At 72.5% G+C, this 15,765-nt stretch carries 11 protein-coding genes; 6 read left to right on the forward strand and 5 right to left on the reverse strand.

The window, feature by feature from the left end; all coding sequences use genetic code 11:
- From AC5L35_RS35030 to AC5L35_RS35040, 3 genes are all read left to right on the forward strand, one after another.
- Positions 1-1,422 (forward strand): SDR family NAD(P)-dependent oxidoreductase, encoded by a 1,422-nt coding sequence (locus AC5L35_RS35030; RefSeq protein ID WP_495064051.1) that lies wholly within the window; start codon positions 1-3, stop codon positions 1,420-1,422.
- Between the two features lie 142 nt (positions 1,423-1,564).
- Complete coding sequence (locus tag AC5L35_RS35035; protein ID WP_495064052.1) at positions 1,565-2,698, forward strand: inorganic phosphate transporter; 1,134 nt, start codon at positions 1,565-1,567, stop codon at positions 2,696-2,698.
- 31 nt (positions 2,699-2,729) lie between these two features.
- Positions 2,730-2,969: a hypothetical protein gene (locus AC5L35_RS35040; RefSeq protein WP_495064053.1), complete on the forward strand. Its 240-nt coding sequence runs from the start codon at positions 2,730-2,732 to the stop codon at positions 2,967-2,969.
- 43 nt (positions 2,970-3,012) lie between these two features.
- Here the strand turns inward: AC5L35_RS35040 and AC5L35_RS35045 are convergent, their stop codons facing one another.
- Complete coding sequence (locus AC5L35_RS35045; protein WP_495064054.1) at positions 3,013-4,977, reverse strand: ABC transporter ATP-binding protein; 1,965 nt, start codon at positions 4,975-4,977, stop codon at positions 3,013-3,015.
- A 35-nt stretch (positions 4,978-5,012) separates the two neighbouring features.
- On the opposite strand from AC5L35_RS35045, the gene AC5L35_RS35050 reads away from it, so the two are divergent.
- Complete coding sequence (locus AC5L35_RS35050; RefSeq protein ID WP_495064055.1) at positions 5,013-5,888, forward strand: metallophosphoesterase; 876 nt, start codon at positions 5,013-5,015, stop codon at positions 5,886-5,888.
- Positions 5,889-5,909: 21 nt separating this feature from the next.
- On the opposite strand, the gene AC5L35_RS35055 is transcribed toward AC5L35_RS35050, so the two are convergent.
- Positions 5,910-7,241, reverse strand: a complete 1,332-nt coding sequence (locus AC5L35_RS35055; RefSeq protein ID WP_495064056.1) for a CehA/McbA family metallohydrolase — start codon at positions 7,239-7,241, stop codon at positions 5,910-5,912.
- A 329-nt stretch (positions 7,242-7,570) separates the two neighbouring features.
- Positions 7,571-8,722, reverse strand: a complete 1,152-nt coding sequence (locus AC5L35_RS35060) for a CaiB/BaiF CoA transferase family protein (RefSeq protein WP_495064057.1) — start codon at positions 8,720-8,722, stop codon at positions 7,571-7,573.
- A gap of 252 nt (positions 8,723-8,974) precedes the next feature.
- Here AC5L35_RS35060 and AC5L35_RS35065 point away from each other — a divergent pair, with 252 nt between their 5' ends.
- The gene (locus tag AC5L35_RS35065; protein ID WP_495064058.1) at positions 8,975-9,202 is read left to right on the forward strand and encodes a hypothetical protein; all 228 of its coding nucleotides are present in this window, start codon (positions 8,975-8,977) and stop codon (positions 9,200-9,202) included.
- A gap of 7 nt (positions 9,203-9,209) precedes the next feature.
- Here the strand turns inward: AC5L35_RS35065 and AC5L35_RS35070 are convergent, their stop codons facing one another.
- Positions 9,210-12,191: an HAD-IB family hydrolase gene (locus AC5L35_RS35070; protein WP_495064059.1), complete on the reverse strand. Its 2,982-nt coding sequence runs from the start codon at positions 12,189-12,191 to the stop codon at positions 9,210-9,212.
- Positions 12,188-14,488: a glycerol-3-phosphate 1-O-acyltransferase gene (locus AC5L35_RS35075; RefSeq protein ID WP_495064060.1), complete on the reverse strand. Its 2,301-nt coding sequence runs from the start codon at positions 14,486-14,488 to the stop codon at positions 12,188-12,190. Before AC5L35_RS35075 ends, AC5L35_RS35070 begins: the two co-directional genes overlap by 4 nt.
- A gap of 115 nt (positions 14,489-14,603) precedes the next feature.
- On the opposite strand from AC5L35_RS35075, the gene AC5L35_RS35080 reads away from it, so the two are divergent.
- Positions 14,604-15,740, forward strand: a complete 1,137-nt coding sequence (locus AC5L35_RS35080; protein ID WP_495064061.1) for a glycosyltransferase — start codon at positions 14,604-14,606, stop codon at positions 15,738-15,740.
- Positions 15,741-15,765: the final 25 nt, after the last annotated feature.

A 15,765-nucleotide genomic window follows, 5' to 3' on the forward strand; every position in this document is an offset into this window, starting at 1 on the left:
GTGTCCGGTATCGACCCCGCCGACCTGCAGACCTGCCTCCGGGTGCTCGCCGAGGTCGACGACCTTCCCCCCGAGCATCCGGACGCGGTGCGCATCCGGCGTGCCACCGCCGGGATCTACAAGTCGGTGAAGCTCCGCCGCCGGGCGGAGAAGCGGGACGCGATCGCCGCCAACGACGACGCGGTCACCGCCTCCACCGCCACGGGCGCCCCCGGCCGGATCGACGACGAGACCCAAGGCCTGCCCCTCGTCTCCACCGCCGTAGGCGCCACGGCGGGCACGCTGCTGCGCTCCCGGGCCTGCTACACGTGCAAGAACCGCTACCACGTGGTCGACGCGTTCTACCACCAGCTCTGCCCGCCCTGCGCGGCACTGAACCGGAGCAGGCGCGACGCTCGCACCGACCTCAGGGGCCGCCGGGCCCTGCTCACCGGCGGCCGGGCGAAGATCGGCATGTACATCGCGCTCCGGCTGCTGCGCGACGGCGCCCACACCACGATCACCACGCGCTTCCCGAACGACGCGGTGCACCGGTTCGCCGCCATGCCCGACAGCGCCGACTGGCTGCACCGGCTGCGCGTCGTGGGCATCGACCTGCGTGATCCGGCCCAGGTCGTCGGCCTCGCCGACTCGGTCGCCGCCCAGGGCCCGCTCGACATCCTGGTCAACAACGCGGCACAGACCGTCCGCCGCTCCCCCGGCTCCTACGCGGCGCTGCTCGAGGCGGAGAGCGCGGGCCCCGGGCCGGCCGCCGAGCTGGTCGAGGTCGTCACCTTCGACCACGTGCGCAATGAGCGCCCGGCCGCCATCGCGGCCGGTCCGCAGCGCACCCCCACCGCACTCGCCGAGCTCGCCCTCACGGCAGGCAGTGCGTCGCCCGAACGGATCGCCGCGGGCACCGCGATCGACGCAGGCGGCCTGCTGCCGGACACCGCGCCGGTGAACAGCTGGACCCAGCGGGTGGAGGAGGTCGACCCACTCGAGCTGCTCGAGGTGCAGCTGTGCAACCAGACGGCTCCCTTCATCCTGATCAGCCGCCTGCGACCGGCGCTGGCCGCATCGCCTGCGCGGCGGAAGTACGTGGTGAACGTCAGCGCCATGGAGGGGCAGTTCACCCGCGCCTACAAGGGACCGGGCCACCCGCACACCAACATGGCCAAGGCAGCGCTCAACATGCTCACCCGCACCAGCGCGGGCGAGATGCTCGAGACCGACGGCATCCTCATGACGGCCGTCGACACCGGCTGGATCACCGACGAACGCCCGCACCCCACCAAGCTGCGGCTGGCCGACGAGGGGTTCCACGCCCCGCTCGACCTCGTCGACGGGGCGGCCCGGGTGTACGACCCGATCGTGCGCGGCGAGGCGGGCGAGGATCTGCACGGTTGCTTCCTGAAGGACTACTCTCCGACGCATTGGTGAATGCAGGACGCGGCGCGCGGTCGTCCTGTTGGTTCGCTATGTCGCGAAACTCCGTACCTATTTTTGGTCACGGGTTCATTTGAATTTCGCCTGACGACCCGTAGCGTGATGGCGTGACCATGACGCGGAGGTACGGGCCCACATGAATTTCTCGGTCATCGTCGTGGTGGTGGTCGTCACTGCGCTTGCATTCGACTTTACCAACGGCTTCCACGACACTGCTAACGCGATGGCTACATCCATCGCCACGGGTGCCTTACCGCCCAGGATCGCAGTCCTGATCTCAGGTGTACTGAACGTTGTCGGCGCCTTCCTCTCCGTCGAGGTCGCGAAGACGATCTCCAGCGGATTGGTCGACGAGGCCCGCATCACACCGGTCGTCATCTTCGCCGGCCTCGTGGGCGCAATTCTGTGGAACCTGGTCACCTGGTTGATCGGCATCCCGTCGAGCTCCTCGCACGCGCTGTTCGGTGGGCTGATCGGAGCAACCTGGGTGGCCGCCGGAACCGGCGCGATCCATTTCGGCGCATTGATCAGCAAAGTGGTGCTGCCCGCCGTGATCTCCCCCATCGTCGCCGGCGTAATCGCCCTTGTGGCGACCTATCTCGCCTATCGGATCACCGCCAAAGCGGACGACGGCACCACGCGTCGCGGATTCCGGGTCGGCCAGATCGTCTCGGCATCGATGGTGTCGCTGGCCCATGGCACAAGCGATGCGCAGAAGACCATGGGAGTCATCACCCTCACACTGATCACCGCCGGCTCACTGCCCGCGGCCTCCGGTCCGCCGCTCTGGGTCATTCTCACGTGCGGCCTGGCCATCGGCCTCGGCACCTACTTCGGTGGCTGGCGGATCATCCGCACGCTCGGGAAGCGCGTGAGTGACATCCAGACCCCCCAGGGTTTCGCTGCCGAGACCAGCAGCGCCGCGGTCATCCTCACCTCGTCGCACATGGGCTTCGCGCTGTCCACCACCCACGTCTGCACCGGATCGATCTTCGGAGCGGGCGCCGGTCGTCGTCTCGCGTCGGTCCAGTGGGGAGTGGCCGGGCAGATGGCAGTCGCCTGGGTGGTGACGCTCCCGGCCGCCGCGGTGGTCGGCGGGGCGGCGGCGCTGGCGGTCAGCGACGGCGGCACCTTCGGCACCGTGGTCGTCGCGGTGGTGGGTGTCGGCGTGGCCGCCGGGATCTTCGCCAGCGCGCGACGCAGGCCGATCAACGCCGACAACGTCAACGACGTGCCCGGCCGGGCGGAGCCCGTCCCGGCCAACGCCTGACCGCTGCACCACCCGAGAGAAGGAATCGGACGTGAACATCGACTGGGGATCGTTGCTGCTCGTGGCGCTCGTGTCGCTGGCGGCTGCCGTGGCTGTGGTCGTGCTCGTGGCACTGGCGCTGGTCGGGTTGTCCAGTGCCCGCACCGATGCCCCCCGTGGCGGGGCCGGCGCGAGCGTGCTCAGCCCCGCCGTCGCCACGACCATGGCCTACGTGTGCCTGTTCGCGGCGGCGGCGATCGCGGCCTACGGCATCTACCTCGTGGCCCGGTGATCCACGGGAGCCCCGTTCCCCGACAGGCCGGCTCGACCTCGACCTAAGCGGTGAGCCCGCCGTCCCGGACGCCCGGGACGGCGGGCTCACCCGTACACCGCCCGACCAGTACCTCCCCGTCGGTGAAGCGCACGCCGTCGGCGCAGCGCGCCTCGACCTTCCCGCCGGCGAACTGCTCGGTGTAGAGCCGCGCGTAGAGCCCGCCCTTCGCGAGCAGCTCGGCGTGCGTGCCGCGCTCCACCACCCGGCCGGCATCCACGGCGAGGATCACGTCGGCGCCGAGGATCGTGGAGAGCCGGTGCGCGATCGCGATCGTGGTGCGCCGCCTCGTCGCGGCCTCCAACGCCTGCTGCACGAGCCGTTCGCTCGTGGTGTCCAGCGCGCTGGTGGCCTCGTCGAGGATCAGGATGCGAGGGTCCTTCAGCAGCACCCGCGCGATCGCGAGGCGCTGCTTCTCCCCGCCCGAGAGCCGGTAGCCCCGTTCGCCCACCACCGTGTCGTAGCCCTCGGCGAAGGACAGGATGCGGTCGTGGATGTTGGCCGCCGTCGCGGCCTCCTCGATCTCGGCCTGGGTGGCATCGGGCTTCGCGTAGCGGAGGTTGTCGCGGACCGTGGCATGCAGGAGATAGGTGTCCTGGGTGACCATGCCCACGGCGTCGGCCACCGAGGCCTGGGTGAGCCCCCGGACGTCCCGGCCGTCGATCAGCACCCGGCCGCGGTTGACGTCGTAGAGCCGCGGCACGAGGTAGGAGAGCGTCGTCTTGCCCGAACCACTCGGCCCGACGATCGCCGCCAGCTGCCCCGGCTCCACGGTGAACGAGACGTCACGGACGGCCCACGTCACCCTCCCGTCGGTGCCGTTCCCGTCGGTCCCCCGCCCGTCGGCAGCCTGCGCGACGACGGGGGCGGCCACCACCCCCAGCGGCGGGGCCGGCGGGTAGGCGAACCACACGCTCTCCAGGTCGACGCGCCCGGAGACGGTGGCCGGGTCGAGCCTGCGTGCGTCCGGTGCGTCGACGATGCGCGGCTGCAGGTCCAGGTAGTCGAAGATCCGCCCGAACAGGGCCAGTGAGGTCTGCACGTCCAGTGAGACGCGCAGCAGGTTGACCGTCGGGAAGAGCAGTCTCGTCTGCAGCGTGGTGAACGCGACGATCGTGCCGGCGCTGACCCCGACGCCCCCGGCGATGAGGAACCCGGCCACGAGGTAGACCAGCGCCGGGGTGATGCCCATGAACGTCTGCACCACCGCGAAGAACGACTGGCCCGACATCGCCTGGCGCACCTGCAGGTCGACCTGGCGGGCGTTCTCGTCGCGGTAGCGCGACACCTCGTAGGCCTGCCGGTTGAACACCTTCGTCAGGAGCACACCGGACACCGACAGCGACTCCTGGGTGATCGCCGTCATGTCCGACAGCGACTCCTGGGTGCGGCCGGCGAGCTTGCGCCGCACCCGGCCCACCCGCACCTGAAGCAGCACGAACAGCGGGGTCAGCGCCACGGCGACGAGCGTCAGCTCCCAGCTGAGCAGCAGCATCGCGACCAGCGCCGCCACCACCGTCACGACGTTGCCCAGGATCGAGCTGGCCGTCTCCGACAGCACCGACTGCACGCCGCCGACGTCGTTGGCCAGCCGCGACTGGATGGCCCCGGTGCGGGTGGCGGTGAAGAAGGCCAGGTCCATCCGTTGCAGGTGCTCGAACAGCCGGCTGCGCAGGTCAGCCATCACGCGGTTGCCGAGCAGTGTGGTCTGGTAGGTCTGGTAGACCCCGATCAGGGACGTGACGACGGGCACCGCCACCATCCCGCCCACCAGCCAGGCCAGCAACGGGATGCGCACGCCACCGCCCCCCACCGGGAACAGTGCACGGTCGAACACGGCCTGGGTGAGGAACGGGGTGATGATGCCCAGCCCACTGCTGAGCAGCACCGCGACGCCGATGATCACGAGGCTCGTGCGGTACGGGGTGAAGAGCCCCCACACCCGACGACCCAGCCGGTCGGACTCCATGGCGCCGACACTAACCCGGCGCCACGATGGGGGGTGTGACGCTCTCCGTCCCGACTCACACCCTGATCCAGCTCACCGACCTCCATCTCGTCGCCGAGGGCGACGCTCTCCCGGGCGGCGTCGACACCGCCGCCCTCCTCGACCGCGCGCTGCAGACCGTCGCCGGTATGGGTCCCGGCTCCGACGGGCAGGGCCTGACCGCGCTCGTGCTCAGCGGCGACCTGACCGAGCACGGGCGGCCCGCGGAGTACCGGCGGCTGCGGGCGATCGTGGAGCCCGCGGCGGAACGCCTCGGGGTACCGGTCGTCCTCGCCGCCGGCAACCACGACGACCGCGGCGCACTGCGGGAGCACCTGCTGGGCGAGGCGCCGTCGACCGCCCCGTTCGACCACGTCGTGCGCGTCGGACCGCTGCGGATCGTCGTCCTTGACAGCACCGTCCCCGGCCTCGCCCACGGTGTGCTCCGGCCCGGTCAGCTCGCGTGGCTGCGTGCCCTGCTGGCCGAACCCGCACCCGCCGGCACCGTGCTCGTGCTGCACCACCCGCCGCTGCCCAGTGCCTCGCCGCTGGCCACGGCCATCCCGCTGCTGCACCGCGAGGAGCTCGGCGCCGCGATCTCGGGCACGGACGTCCGGCTGGTGCTCGCCGGGCACACGCACGTCGCGAGCGCAGGCACGCTCGCCGGCATCCCCGTCTGGACCGGCGGCCCGCTCGCCACCACCGTGGACGCTCTCGCACCCGGGGCGGCGCTGCGCACGCTCGGAGCCCCGTCGGTGAGCAGGATCGACCTGTTCCCCGGCGACCTGCTCACCACGTCCGTGCCGATCGCCGCCGAGATCATGGCCGACGTGCCCGCCGAGGAGATGGAACCCCGGCTCGCGAACCTCCGGGAGGCCGCCGGGGTGGCGTGAGCGTGGGTGGACGGCAGGGGCTCAGGGCTTCCCGAGGAAGATCGGGTTGGTCATCGCCACCATCGCGTTGGCCACAGTGGTCTTGGGGCTGCCGGAGGCGCGACGCACCTCCGCCCGGACCCACCTGCTGTACCGCGCGTCGGTGGTCCAGCTGACCTTCGCCGAACCGGACGACGGCACGGTCTCGGTGTGCTCGACGCCGAGCTGGTCGAGGATCGACACCGACGTGCCGGGCACCCCGCCCACCTCGGCCTCCACGGTGACGGGCACGCCGATGTCGGTGGGGAGCCGGTCGCCGATGCCGGCGGAGCGCCCGCCCGAGGACGCGACGAACGTCAGGGTGACCGCAGAGGACTCCGCGAGCCAGGAGCGCCCGGCCTTCATCCCGGCGAGCAGGTCCTTCTGCGCGAGGCTGTCGGCCAGGACCACCGTGTGCGGCAGGGCGACGGTCTGGTCGGGGTTGTGGGCGTCGGAGTCACCGATCGCGGGGATGAACTGCCCGGACCGCAGCAGGCCGTCCCAGTGGTTGACCGACTGCTGGTCCTCGTCGGTCCACGGGCCGTTCCAGACCTCCACGAGGTCGGAGAGCTCGTAGGCGAACTCGAACGTGCAGCCGAAACAGTTCGCGAACGGGTGCGCGGCCGTGACCAGTCCACCGGCCTTGTGCACCTGCTCGACGAACTTCTTGTAGTCGTTCCGGTCCGCGGCGCGGTAGCGCCAGTCGATCCAGGTGCCTGCCGGCAGCCCGATCGCCGGCCAGTGCCCGGACCGCGTCGTGACCTCCTCGCCGTTGAGGATCAGCAGGTCGTCCGTGGCGTGGTCGCCCCACTGGAGCTGCGAGCTGATCGTGTTGTGGTCGGTGGACACGATGAAGTCCAGACCCGCGGCCCTGGCGTCGGCGACCAGTTCGTCGGGGGTCCGCTTCCCGTCGGAATGCACGGTGTGCAGATGGCAGTCACCCCGGTACCAGGCCTTGCCCCGCTGCTTCGCGGGCGCCGTGGCGGGTGCCGGATGCGGGACGAAGGGCGCGCCCTCCGGTCCGAAGTGCAGCGTGATGTCCACGTGGTAGTTCATGCCCTGAGGCGCGACCGTGTACGGGCCGAGGATCACGTGCCACGTGCCGGGCTTGATGGGGCCGGGAACGTATCCCGGAGTGGCCTCCGACGCGCTGATCGAGAACCGGTCCCGGAAGCCGCCGGACCACCCACGGAAACCGCGCTGGTTGCCCAGGTCGTGGCCCTCCGGACCGAACATCCCGATGTCACACGCGTTCCCGCGCGTTCCGCTCGGCACCGCCGGCTTGTCGTAGGAGTACACGACCTCGATCTGGTTGACCCCCTTGGGGACCTCCACCGGCAGGTAGTACCAATCCGAGATGCTCGGGGGAAACGTACCCTGCACCGTTTTTGTCTGATCCGGTGCGCCCGGGGCCGGTGGCGCGAACGCGACCGAAGGGAGCAGCTTGACCGCTGCGCCGCCGGCGAGCGCGCCCCCCACGCGGAGCACGTCACGCCGACTCATACCGCTGAACTGCACATTACCTCCACCGTCATGATGATCGGGCAAAAGTAGTGCCGTTCCCGGATCGGGCGACCACCAACAAATGAACGCCGGAAGCTGAGCAGGTAACAGATTACGACATTGATTCGGTAATCCCTTTTCGGCTGTTTGCCGGGTCCGGGTCAGTCGTCGAGCCAGTCGAGGATCGCCCGCGTGTGCTCGCCGACCTCCGGGATCGGGTCCAGCCGAGGCGGCCGTCCGGGCAGTGTGATCGGCGGCAGCACCGTGCGCAGCGGCCCGGCCGGCGAGCCGACCTCGGTCCAGCGGCCCCGCGCGGCGAGCTGGGGGTGCTCGAGCACCTCGGCCACCTCCCGGCGGCGGGCGTGGGCGATCCGGGCCGCCGCCAGCCGCGTCGCCACCTCGTCGCCGGTGAGGCGGGCGAATACGGCGTCGATCTCGGCATGCAGGGCCGGGCGGTGCTCCACCCGCAGCGCGCCCGTCCGGAACCGCTCGTCACCGGCCAGCTCCGGACGCTGCAGGACGGCCCCGCAGAACGCCGCCCACTCCCGCTCGTTCTGGATCCCGATCACGACCTCGGTGCCGTCGCCCGCCGCGAACGTGCCGTAGGGCGCGATGGCGGGATGGCTGGTGCCGGCCCGCGGCGGCGGGGCGCCGCTTCCCGCGGTGTACAGCAGCGGGAACCCCATCCACTCGACCAGCGCGTCGAAGAGGCTGATCTCCAGGTGCGTGCCCACGCCCGTGCGCTCGCGGTCGTAGAGGGCGGCGAGGATCCCGGAGAACGCGTACATGCCCGCGCCGATGTCGGCGGCCGGGATGCCGCTCTTCGCGGGCGCCTCCGGCGTCCCGGTGACCGAGACCAGACCCGCCTCGGACTGGATCAGCAGGTCGTAGGCCTTCGCGTCGCGGTACGGGCCGGACGGGCCGTACCCGGAGATCGAGCAGGTGACCAGCCGGGGATACCGCTCGCGCAAGGCCTCGTGCCCCAGCCCGAGCCGCTCCGCCGCACCGGGAGCGAAGTTCTGCACGAAGACGTCGGCGCGGGCCAGCAGTCGGGGCATCACCGCGTCCGCACCCGCGCCCGCGTCGGCCTTCAGGTCGAGCGCCAGGCTCTCCTTCGACCGGTTGAGCCAGACGAAGTGGCTGGACAGTCCGCTCACGGCGGTGTCGTAGGCCCGGGCGAAGTCCCCGTCCCCCGGCCGCTCCACCTTGATCACCCGGGCGCCGAGCTCGGCGAGCTGGCGGGTGGCGAACGGCGCGGCCACGGCCTGCTCGCAGGAGACGACGACGATCCCGTCCAGGGGAAGGGGCATCATCACCGCATCATCCCCCGCGGCGGCACAGCCCCCCGCTGCCCCGCCCCCCGCGAGTCGCCCGTTCCCCACCCGCGAGTCGCCCGTTTCCGGTGGGCGAGTCGCCCCCTTCCCGCGCGCCGAGGGTGCTTGATCGGCGCGAGATCCACGAGTCGGCCCCGCAGAGGACGAAGAACCGGATCTCGCAACGATCATCGGGGCCGCCCCCGCGAGTCGCCCGGTTCACAGGCCCGCACCGCACATCCGGCGGGCGCCTTGGCCGACCCGCCGTGGGCCGGCCACCCGTACGACACCCGTGCAAGGTCGTCGGCCCAACTCTTCTCGCAGGGGCCCTTCTACCGCGACATGGCCACGAAGCGCGGCACGCGGATCGACTACATCCTCGCCACGCCCGATCTCGCGAAACAGGTCGAGAGCGCCGTGGTCCTCACCGACACCGAGGCCTCGGACCTTCAGCCCGTCGCCACCACCTTCACGGGATGAGCCGGGCTCACCGCCGCGACCGGCGGCCCGCTCCCGTGGAGCCGGCCAGCGCCACCACCTCGTCCAGGCCGGCGCGCATCCCGGCCACCAGCACCGACGGCTCCGTGATCGCCGCGGGGTCGAGGTTGACGCCGATGCAGCACGTGCCGTCGTGGGAGAGCAGGGTGATCGTCGCCGCGACTCCCGGCAGCGGACCGAACGGGTACATGTGCGTGATCCGCGAGCCCGCGATGTACACCGGGTGGCCCACGCCGGGCAGGTTGCTGACCTGCACGTCGTTGGCCGAGGTCAACCGGGCCGACGCCGGGCCCAGCACCGAACCGGGCAGCCACGTCAGTGCCGGCGCGAGCAGCCCCACCACGTCCACACCCGTGCCGGCCCTGGCGGTGAGCACGAACTCCCGCACGGCCTGGATCCGGGCCGCCGGGTCGGGCTCGGCGAGCGAGCCGGGGAGCCGCGCTCCGGTGAACCGGTTGCCGCCCTGCGGGTCGTCCTGGGTGCGGAGGCTGATCGGGATGCCGATCGGGATGGTGCCCAGGTCGGAGCCGAAGTGCTGGTGGTAGCGCCGGAAACCGCCCAGCACCGCGGCCAGGTAGCCGTCGTTCAGCGACCCACCGGCCGCCTTCGCCCCGGCTCGCAGCTCGTCGAACGGGACGTCGAGCACCTCGAAGTGCCACCGGCCGCTGCGCTGCGCGAGCAGGGGTGACCCACCCGTCGACGACGGCGGAGCGACCGCCCGGTTGAGCGAGCGCACCGCGTCGACGGCGTGCTGGGCGGCCGCCTCCGGCCTCGTCAGCGCGCCGAGCACGTCTCCGCCGAGCCGGAGCACCTCGCCGGGCACCTCGCGGGCCGTGCGCCGTAGCTGGTCGGTGAGCAGCCCGAAGGGCGACACCGGCCGTTCCGGATGTGGTTCCGGCGGCTCGGGCCGGTGCGGGTCGTGTTCGGGCGAGCGGCTGTGCAGCATGCCCATGAGCTGCACGGCGCCGAGCCCGTCGGTGGCGCTGTGGTGCGTGGTCACGACGTACGCGGCGCGGCCACCCTCCAGCCCCTCCACCAGCAGCGCCCGCCACAGCGGCCGGCTGCGGTCGAACGGTGTCGCCGCGAACTCCTGCACGACCTCCAGAACCTGCGCCATCGTCCCGGGGGAGCGCAGGCGCACCCGCGCGAGGTGGTGGACGAGGTCGAGGTGGTCGACGGTCGCCCAGGTCGGCGCCCCGATTCCCAGCGCCGGTTCCACCACCCGCTGCCGCATCCGCGGCACCATCCGGGACGCCCATTCGTGCGAGGCGACGAGCCGTTCCCAGACCGGTGCCGGGTCGAGCAGCTCCAGCAACGTCACGTTCGAGCGCAGCCGCGGGTCGGCGGCCTCGCCCCGCCACATCGCCGTCTCCAGCGCGTTCATCTCCGGCGCGGTGCCCCACCGCAGGGGTCGCGCGTCGAGCGGAGCACCGACGGGTCCGGCAGGCCCGTCGGTGACGGCGACCTTTCCGCTCGGGGCGGAGCCCGTGGCGGGATCGCCCCAGTGCGTCAACGTCTCGACGTAGCGGCCGCGAACCTCCTCGATGTGACGATCCAGCTCCTCCACCGTCCACCCGTCGGTCGGGATCGGCGGCAGCACGGCCACCTGCACCGTGCCCTCCCGCAGCGTGGACGCCCCGCGCCACATCAGCTCGCCCGCGTTGCGGATGACGATCGGCACGATGGGCACCCCGGCCTGCATCGCGACGTGGAACGCGCCCTTCTTGAACCGGCCCAGCGCCGGGGTGATCGACCGCGTGCCCTCGGGCGCGATGACCAGCGAGATCCCCTCCCGCAGCCGTTGCACCGCGGGTTCGAGCGCCGCCCGCGCGGCAGTCGAGTCGCTACGGTCGACAAACGCGACGTCGGCGAGCCGGAACGCCAGCCCGAACCCGAGCACGCTCGCGGCCTCCTTCTTCGCGACCGCGGTGAAGTTGCTGCGCAGCAGCTTCGCCAGGATCAGCACGTCGAGCTGGCTCTGGTGGTTGAACAGGAACACCGCGGGGCGGGCGGCCATGAGGTGCTCCGCGCCGCGGACGTCGAGGCGCACCCCGCCCAGCGCGGTGCCCAGCTCGCCTGCCAGCGTCAGCCCGAGGTCGACGGCCTCGCGTCTGGTGCCCTCCCCCGCCACGCTGTTGAGCGCACCGAGCGCGAGCCCGGCGGCGAACCCTCCGAGCGTGCCGCCCACCGCCCCCACCGTGCGGGCGAGCTCCCGGGCTCCCGGCCGGCCCCGCGACCGGAACCGCGCGATCGGCCAGTCCTTCCGCGCCGCCTCGGCGGCCAGCCCCGGTCCGGGGTTCAGCGCCCGCGCGCGCCCCGCGGTGGACAGGAACGGCACGTCCTCGTCACCGTTGGAGTAGGCGTAGCTCTCGGCGAGGTCGATGCCGTGCTGCTGGGCGAACGTCCGCACCGCGGCGGCCTTGCCCGCCCGCCACAGCGGCGGTCCGCCCGGACGGCCGGTGCACAGCCCGTTCTCGATCTCCACGGGCGTCACCAGCACGTGGTCGACCCCCATCGCCCGCGCCGCCGGCTCCACCTGGAACCTCGTGGCCGACGACGCCAGCACCACGGTGTGCCCGGCCCGGCGGTGCGCCTCCACCAGCCGCCACGCCTCCGGGTACAGCGAGCCGGCCACGGCCTGGGTCCACAGCCGCTCCCCCAGCTCCGTCAGCTCGTCCTCGTGGCGACCCGCCCAGGCGCGCATGCCGAGCACGAAGAAGTCCTCGAAGTCCTCCTCCGTGGTGAGCCCGCGCATGCCGAGCAGGAGCATCCGCCCGATGTCGCCCGGAGTGACGTGCCCGGAACGCATGTGGTGACGCGCGAACGCACCGAGGGAGTATCCGTCGATCAGGGTGCCGTCGAAGTCGAAGAACGCGCCGACGCGCGGACCCTGCGGACCGGCCTCGACGTCGGCGAGCAGCTGCTCCTCGCTCCAGCCCTGGCCGGTCGAGCCACTGGTACCGGTACTCACGGTTCGACTCCTACCGCCTCCCGCCGCGACGCGGCGTCGATCTCGTCGATCCGGATCACCCGGGCGACGGCGTCACGTAGCTGGGCGGCGAAGGCCTCCCGCCGGCGCGCCAGCTCATCCTGCGCCGCCGGGTCGTCCGCCGAGCCCAGCAGGTCCCGGTTGGCCGCCAGCTTCAGCGCGCTGCCGAAGAGCTCGCGGGAGAGCGACTCCGGGCCGTGCAGCCGCCCCTGCAACAGCATCTGCTGGCCGACGCCGCTGCACTCGTCGAGGAAGGTCTTCTCCACCACCGGCCGCGCTGCCGCACGGGCCGCCAGCCGCTCGGCCACCACGAGCTGCGCGTCGAGGAACGACCGGAGCACGCGGTGCGCGATGAGGAAGTCGGCGCCCGCGAGGACATGCTCCCCCGGCTCGGTCTCCCACGCCGGGTGCAGCTGCCGCAGCTCTCCCGACAGCTGGGCCCGGTAGCTCTCCCGGTCCGGGAAGAAGAACTCGAACTTCAGCAGGTCGCGCAGCCGCATCGCCTCCTCCCAGCGGTCCTCCGCCGGGCTGAGCAGCATGAGCTCGGCGATCGCCCGGTCCACGAAGTGATGGATGGCGCTGTTGCGGTAGAACGCGGCGATCAGGTGCTGGCCGCGCTCGATCGCGTACACCGGCTCCTCCCCGCCCGTGTAGACCGTGACGACCTTCGACTCGGCGAGCGCGGCCAGCACGCGGCGGACACCAGCCGCCGTGTCCAGCGGGTCGGGCCGGTTCACGTCGATCGCACAGCCCCGGCTCCGGACGTAGGAACGCACGGGCTCCAGCACGCGCTGCACCTGCCCGAGCGTGAGCGCCCGGTCGCGAACGCCCAGCAGCGCGAGGGTGACCAGCGCGGTCGCCACGACCGGCGTGACCCGGTTGATCCCCACGGCGACCTCGAACGCCACCTTCTGCAGGGCCAGCCTGCGCGCGTCCGGATCCGTCGTGGCCGGGGCCGGACCGAGCGCGTCGCGCAGCGAGATCGGCTCGGCGAACCGCACGTGGGCGGCGCCGATGGGGCGCAGCTGCGCCTTCGCGTACCGCGCGAGCCAGGCCAGCCCCTCCCCCTTCTTCGGCGCCCCGGCCTGCTCGGCCGCCATCGCCGACACCTCACGCAGCTGGTCGTAGGTGATCGAGACCGGCACCAGGTGGACGTCCTCGGTACGGCCCCGCTCGACGGCCTCGGCCACGTTGGCCAGCAGCCCGTAGCGCGGCGGCCGCAGCTTCCCGGTGCGGGAGCGGCCGCCCTCCATGTACCACTCCAGGTTGAACCGTTTGGCCAGCAGGAACGCGAAGTACTCGCGGACGGCGAGCTTGTAGATCTCGTCGTCGCCGAAGCTGCGCCGGATGAAGACGATGCCCGCACGCTTGGCCAGCGGACCCACCGGCCAGAACCGCAGATTATCGCCGCCGAGCACGTGGTTGCGGGGGAAGTTGTGCTCGGCGAGCACCTCGGCCAGGAGCAACGGGTCGGCGTAGGAGCGGTGGCTCGGCAGGAACACCAGCGGGTGGCGCCGGTTCAGCTCGCGCAGCTTCTCCAGGCCCGCGCTGTCCACCTGGACGTCCCACGCTCTGGCATGCAGCGGCCGGACCGCCGCCGTCAGCAGGTCGACGGCCATCGGGCTCATCGAGGCGACCAGGCCGTGCAGGTCGGCCCGCGCCTTCGCCGCCACGTCCTCCTCGGGACGCCCGAGCCGGGCCGCGAGCTCACCGACGTCGCGGCGGAACTCCGGGCTGCTCTCGATCACCTCGACGATCTGCCGCGGCACCTTGTACCGGTCGCCGACCAGCGCACGTTCGGCCCGGTCGAGAGCCAGCGCCGCCTGCCGGGCCACGAAGTCGCCGAACCCCGCCGCTGCGCCGGGGCGGCGGGCCGTGAAGCGGGCGCGCAGGGACCCGACGGTGGCGGGCTCGGCCACCACCACGGCCACCCGGTCCGGCTCCCGCCGCACGATGCGCGCCTGCTGGCTCGACGGGGGGTGGCGCGGGTTGCGCAGCGCGATGACGTCCACCCAGCGCACCCGGCGCTGGCCGCCACGCTCCCGGGGCATCCACGCCACCCGCACCGCGGCGACGACGGCGTCCTCACCGGACTCCGCCAGCGTCGACGCCAGCGCGGGGCCCGCGACCGGCAGGACCGCGACCGGGCGCAGCTCCTCCTGCCGCATCCAGTCCTCGACGAGCCCTCGCTCCACCGCGGTCGACGCGTCCGACAAGAGGATCAGCGGGGCGTCCGATCCGCCCTCGTGCTGCGGGCCCACCGGTCGACGCACGTCCATGTGCCCACCTTTCCGTCGACGTCCCATCCTGCCCGGCCACCGGCCCCACGTGGACATATGAATCGGCATCGTGTCCCCGAGACGCTGCGGGCGAGCGTCAGTACCCTGAGGGCCCGTGAAGATCGCGCATCTCGTCCCGACCCTGCACCCCGACGCACCGGAGATCGGCCTGGTCGACCTCGCCGGCGCCGCGCAGGACACCGGGATGGAGCTCCTGGTGATCGCGCTGGCGTCCACGTCGGAGACGAGCCAGGTGAGCGCCCTGCAGCGGCTCGGCGTGCCGGTGCTGGAGCTGGGGCTCGGCCCGTGGGACCCGCGCGCGGTGGGCCGCACCGCGCAGTTGGTCCGGGAACAGCAGGTGCAGCTCGTGCACACCCACCTCCCGCCTGCCGACGTGGTCGGCGCGGCGGCGGCGCTGCGCAACCGGGTGCCCGCCGTGTCCACCCTGCACCGCATCGAGAACCTGCCCGCCGACCGGATCGACCGGTTCAAGCGCACGGCGAAGATCCTCGCCCGGCAGCGGTTCATGGCCCGCACGATCGCGATCTCGCAGGTGCAACGGGAGTGGTACCGCGGCCTGTCGGGAGCCGGGCCCGCGCAGAACCTCGTGGTGGTCCCGAACGGCGTCACCGACCCCGGTCCCGTCGATCCCGCCGAGCGGCAGCGCAGGCGCAGCGCCCTCGGGGTCGGCGACGGCGAGGTGCTCGCGGTGAGCACGGCGCCGATGCGCCGCGACCAGGGACTCGAGCTCCTGCTCGAGGCGCTCGAGTCCCTTCCGGACGGGCTCGGCCTGAGGGTCGCGCTGGCCGGGGACGGCCCGCTGCGGCCGTGGCTGGAGTCGCGGGTGGACGCGAGCGACGACCTGGCCGAGCGGGTCCGGTTCGTGCACCGTCACCAGGAGCCTGCGGCCCTGCTCGGGGCGGCTGACCTGGTGCTGCACACCGCCCGCTCCGGTGCGGCGCCCACGGCGTTGCTGCGGGCGATGGCGGCCGGTGTCCCGGCCGTCGCCACCCGGGTCGGGGGCGTCCCGGAGATCGTCACGGCCGACTCCGGTGTGCTCGTCGCCCTGCACCCCGCCGCGATCACCGACGCGCTCGTCGCCCTCACCGAGGACGGCGCACGGAGGGAGCGGCTCGGCACGGCGGCGCGGGCGCGGTTCCTCGCCGAGTACGAGGCGATCGGGTGGGCCCGGCGGCTGCACGACCTCTACCGGGAGGTGCTGGTCGACCTCGGCAAGCCCCAGCCGTCCTGACCCCGGCAAACCGGTCGACGACGCG

The sequence above is a fragment of the Pseudonocardia sp. OZ21 genome, from assembly GCF_059359135.1.

What these genes read in the sequence shown, in the direction of transcription:
- AC5L35_RS35035 (WP_495064052.1), top strand. Translation starts at nt 1,565, where the DNA reads ATGAATTTCTCGGTCATCGTCGTGGTGGTGGTCGTCACTGCGCTTGCA.
- AC5L35_RS35045 (WP_495064054.1), bottom strand. Translation starts at nt 4,977, where the DNA reads ATGGAGTCCGACCGGCTGGGTCGTCGGGTGTGGGGGCTCTTCACCCCG.
- AC5L35_RS35060 (WP_495064057.1), bottom strand. Translation starts at nt 8,722, where the DNA reads ATGATGCCCCTTCCCCTGGACGGGATCGTCGTCGTCTCCTGCGAGCAG.
- AC5L35_RS35075 (WP_495064060.1), bottom strand. Translation starts at nt 14,488, where the DNA reads ATGGACGTGCGTCGACCGGTGGGCCCGCAGCACGAGGGCGGATCGGAC.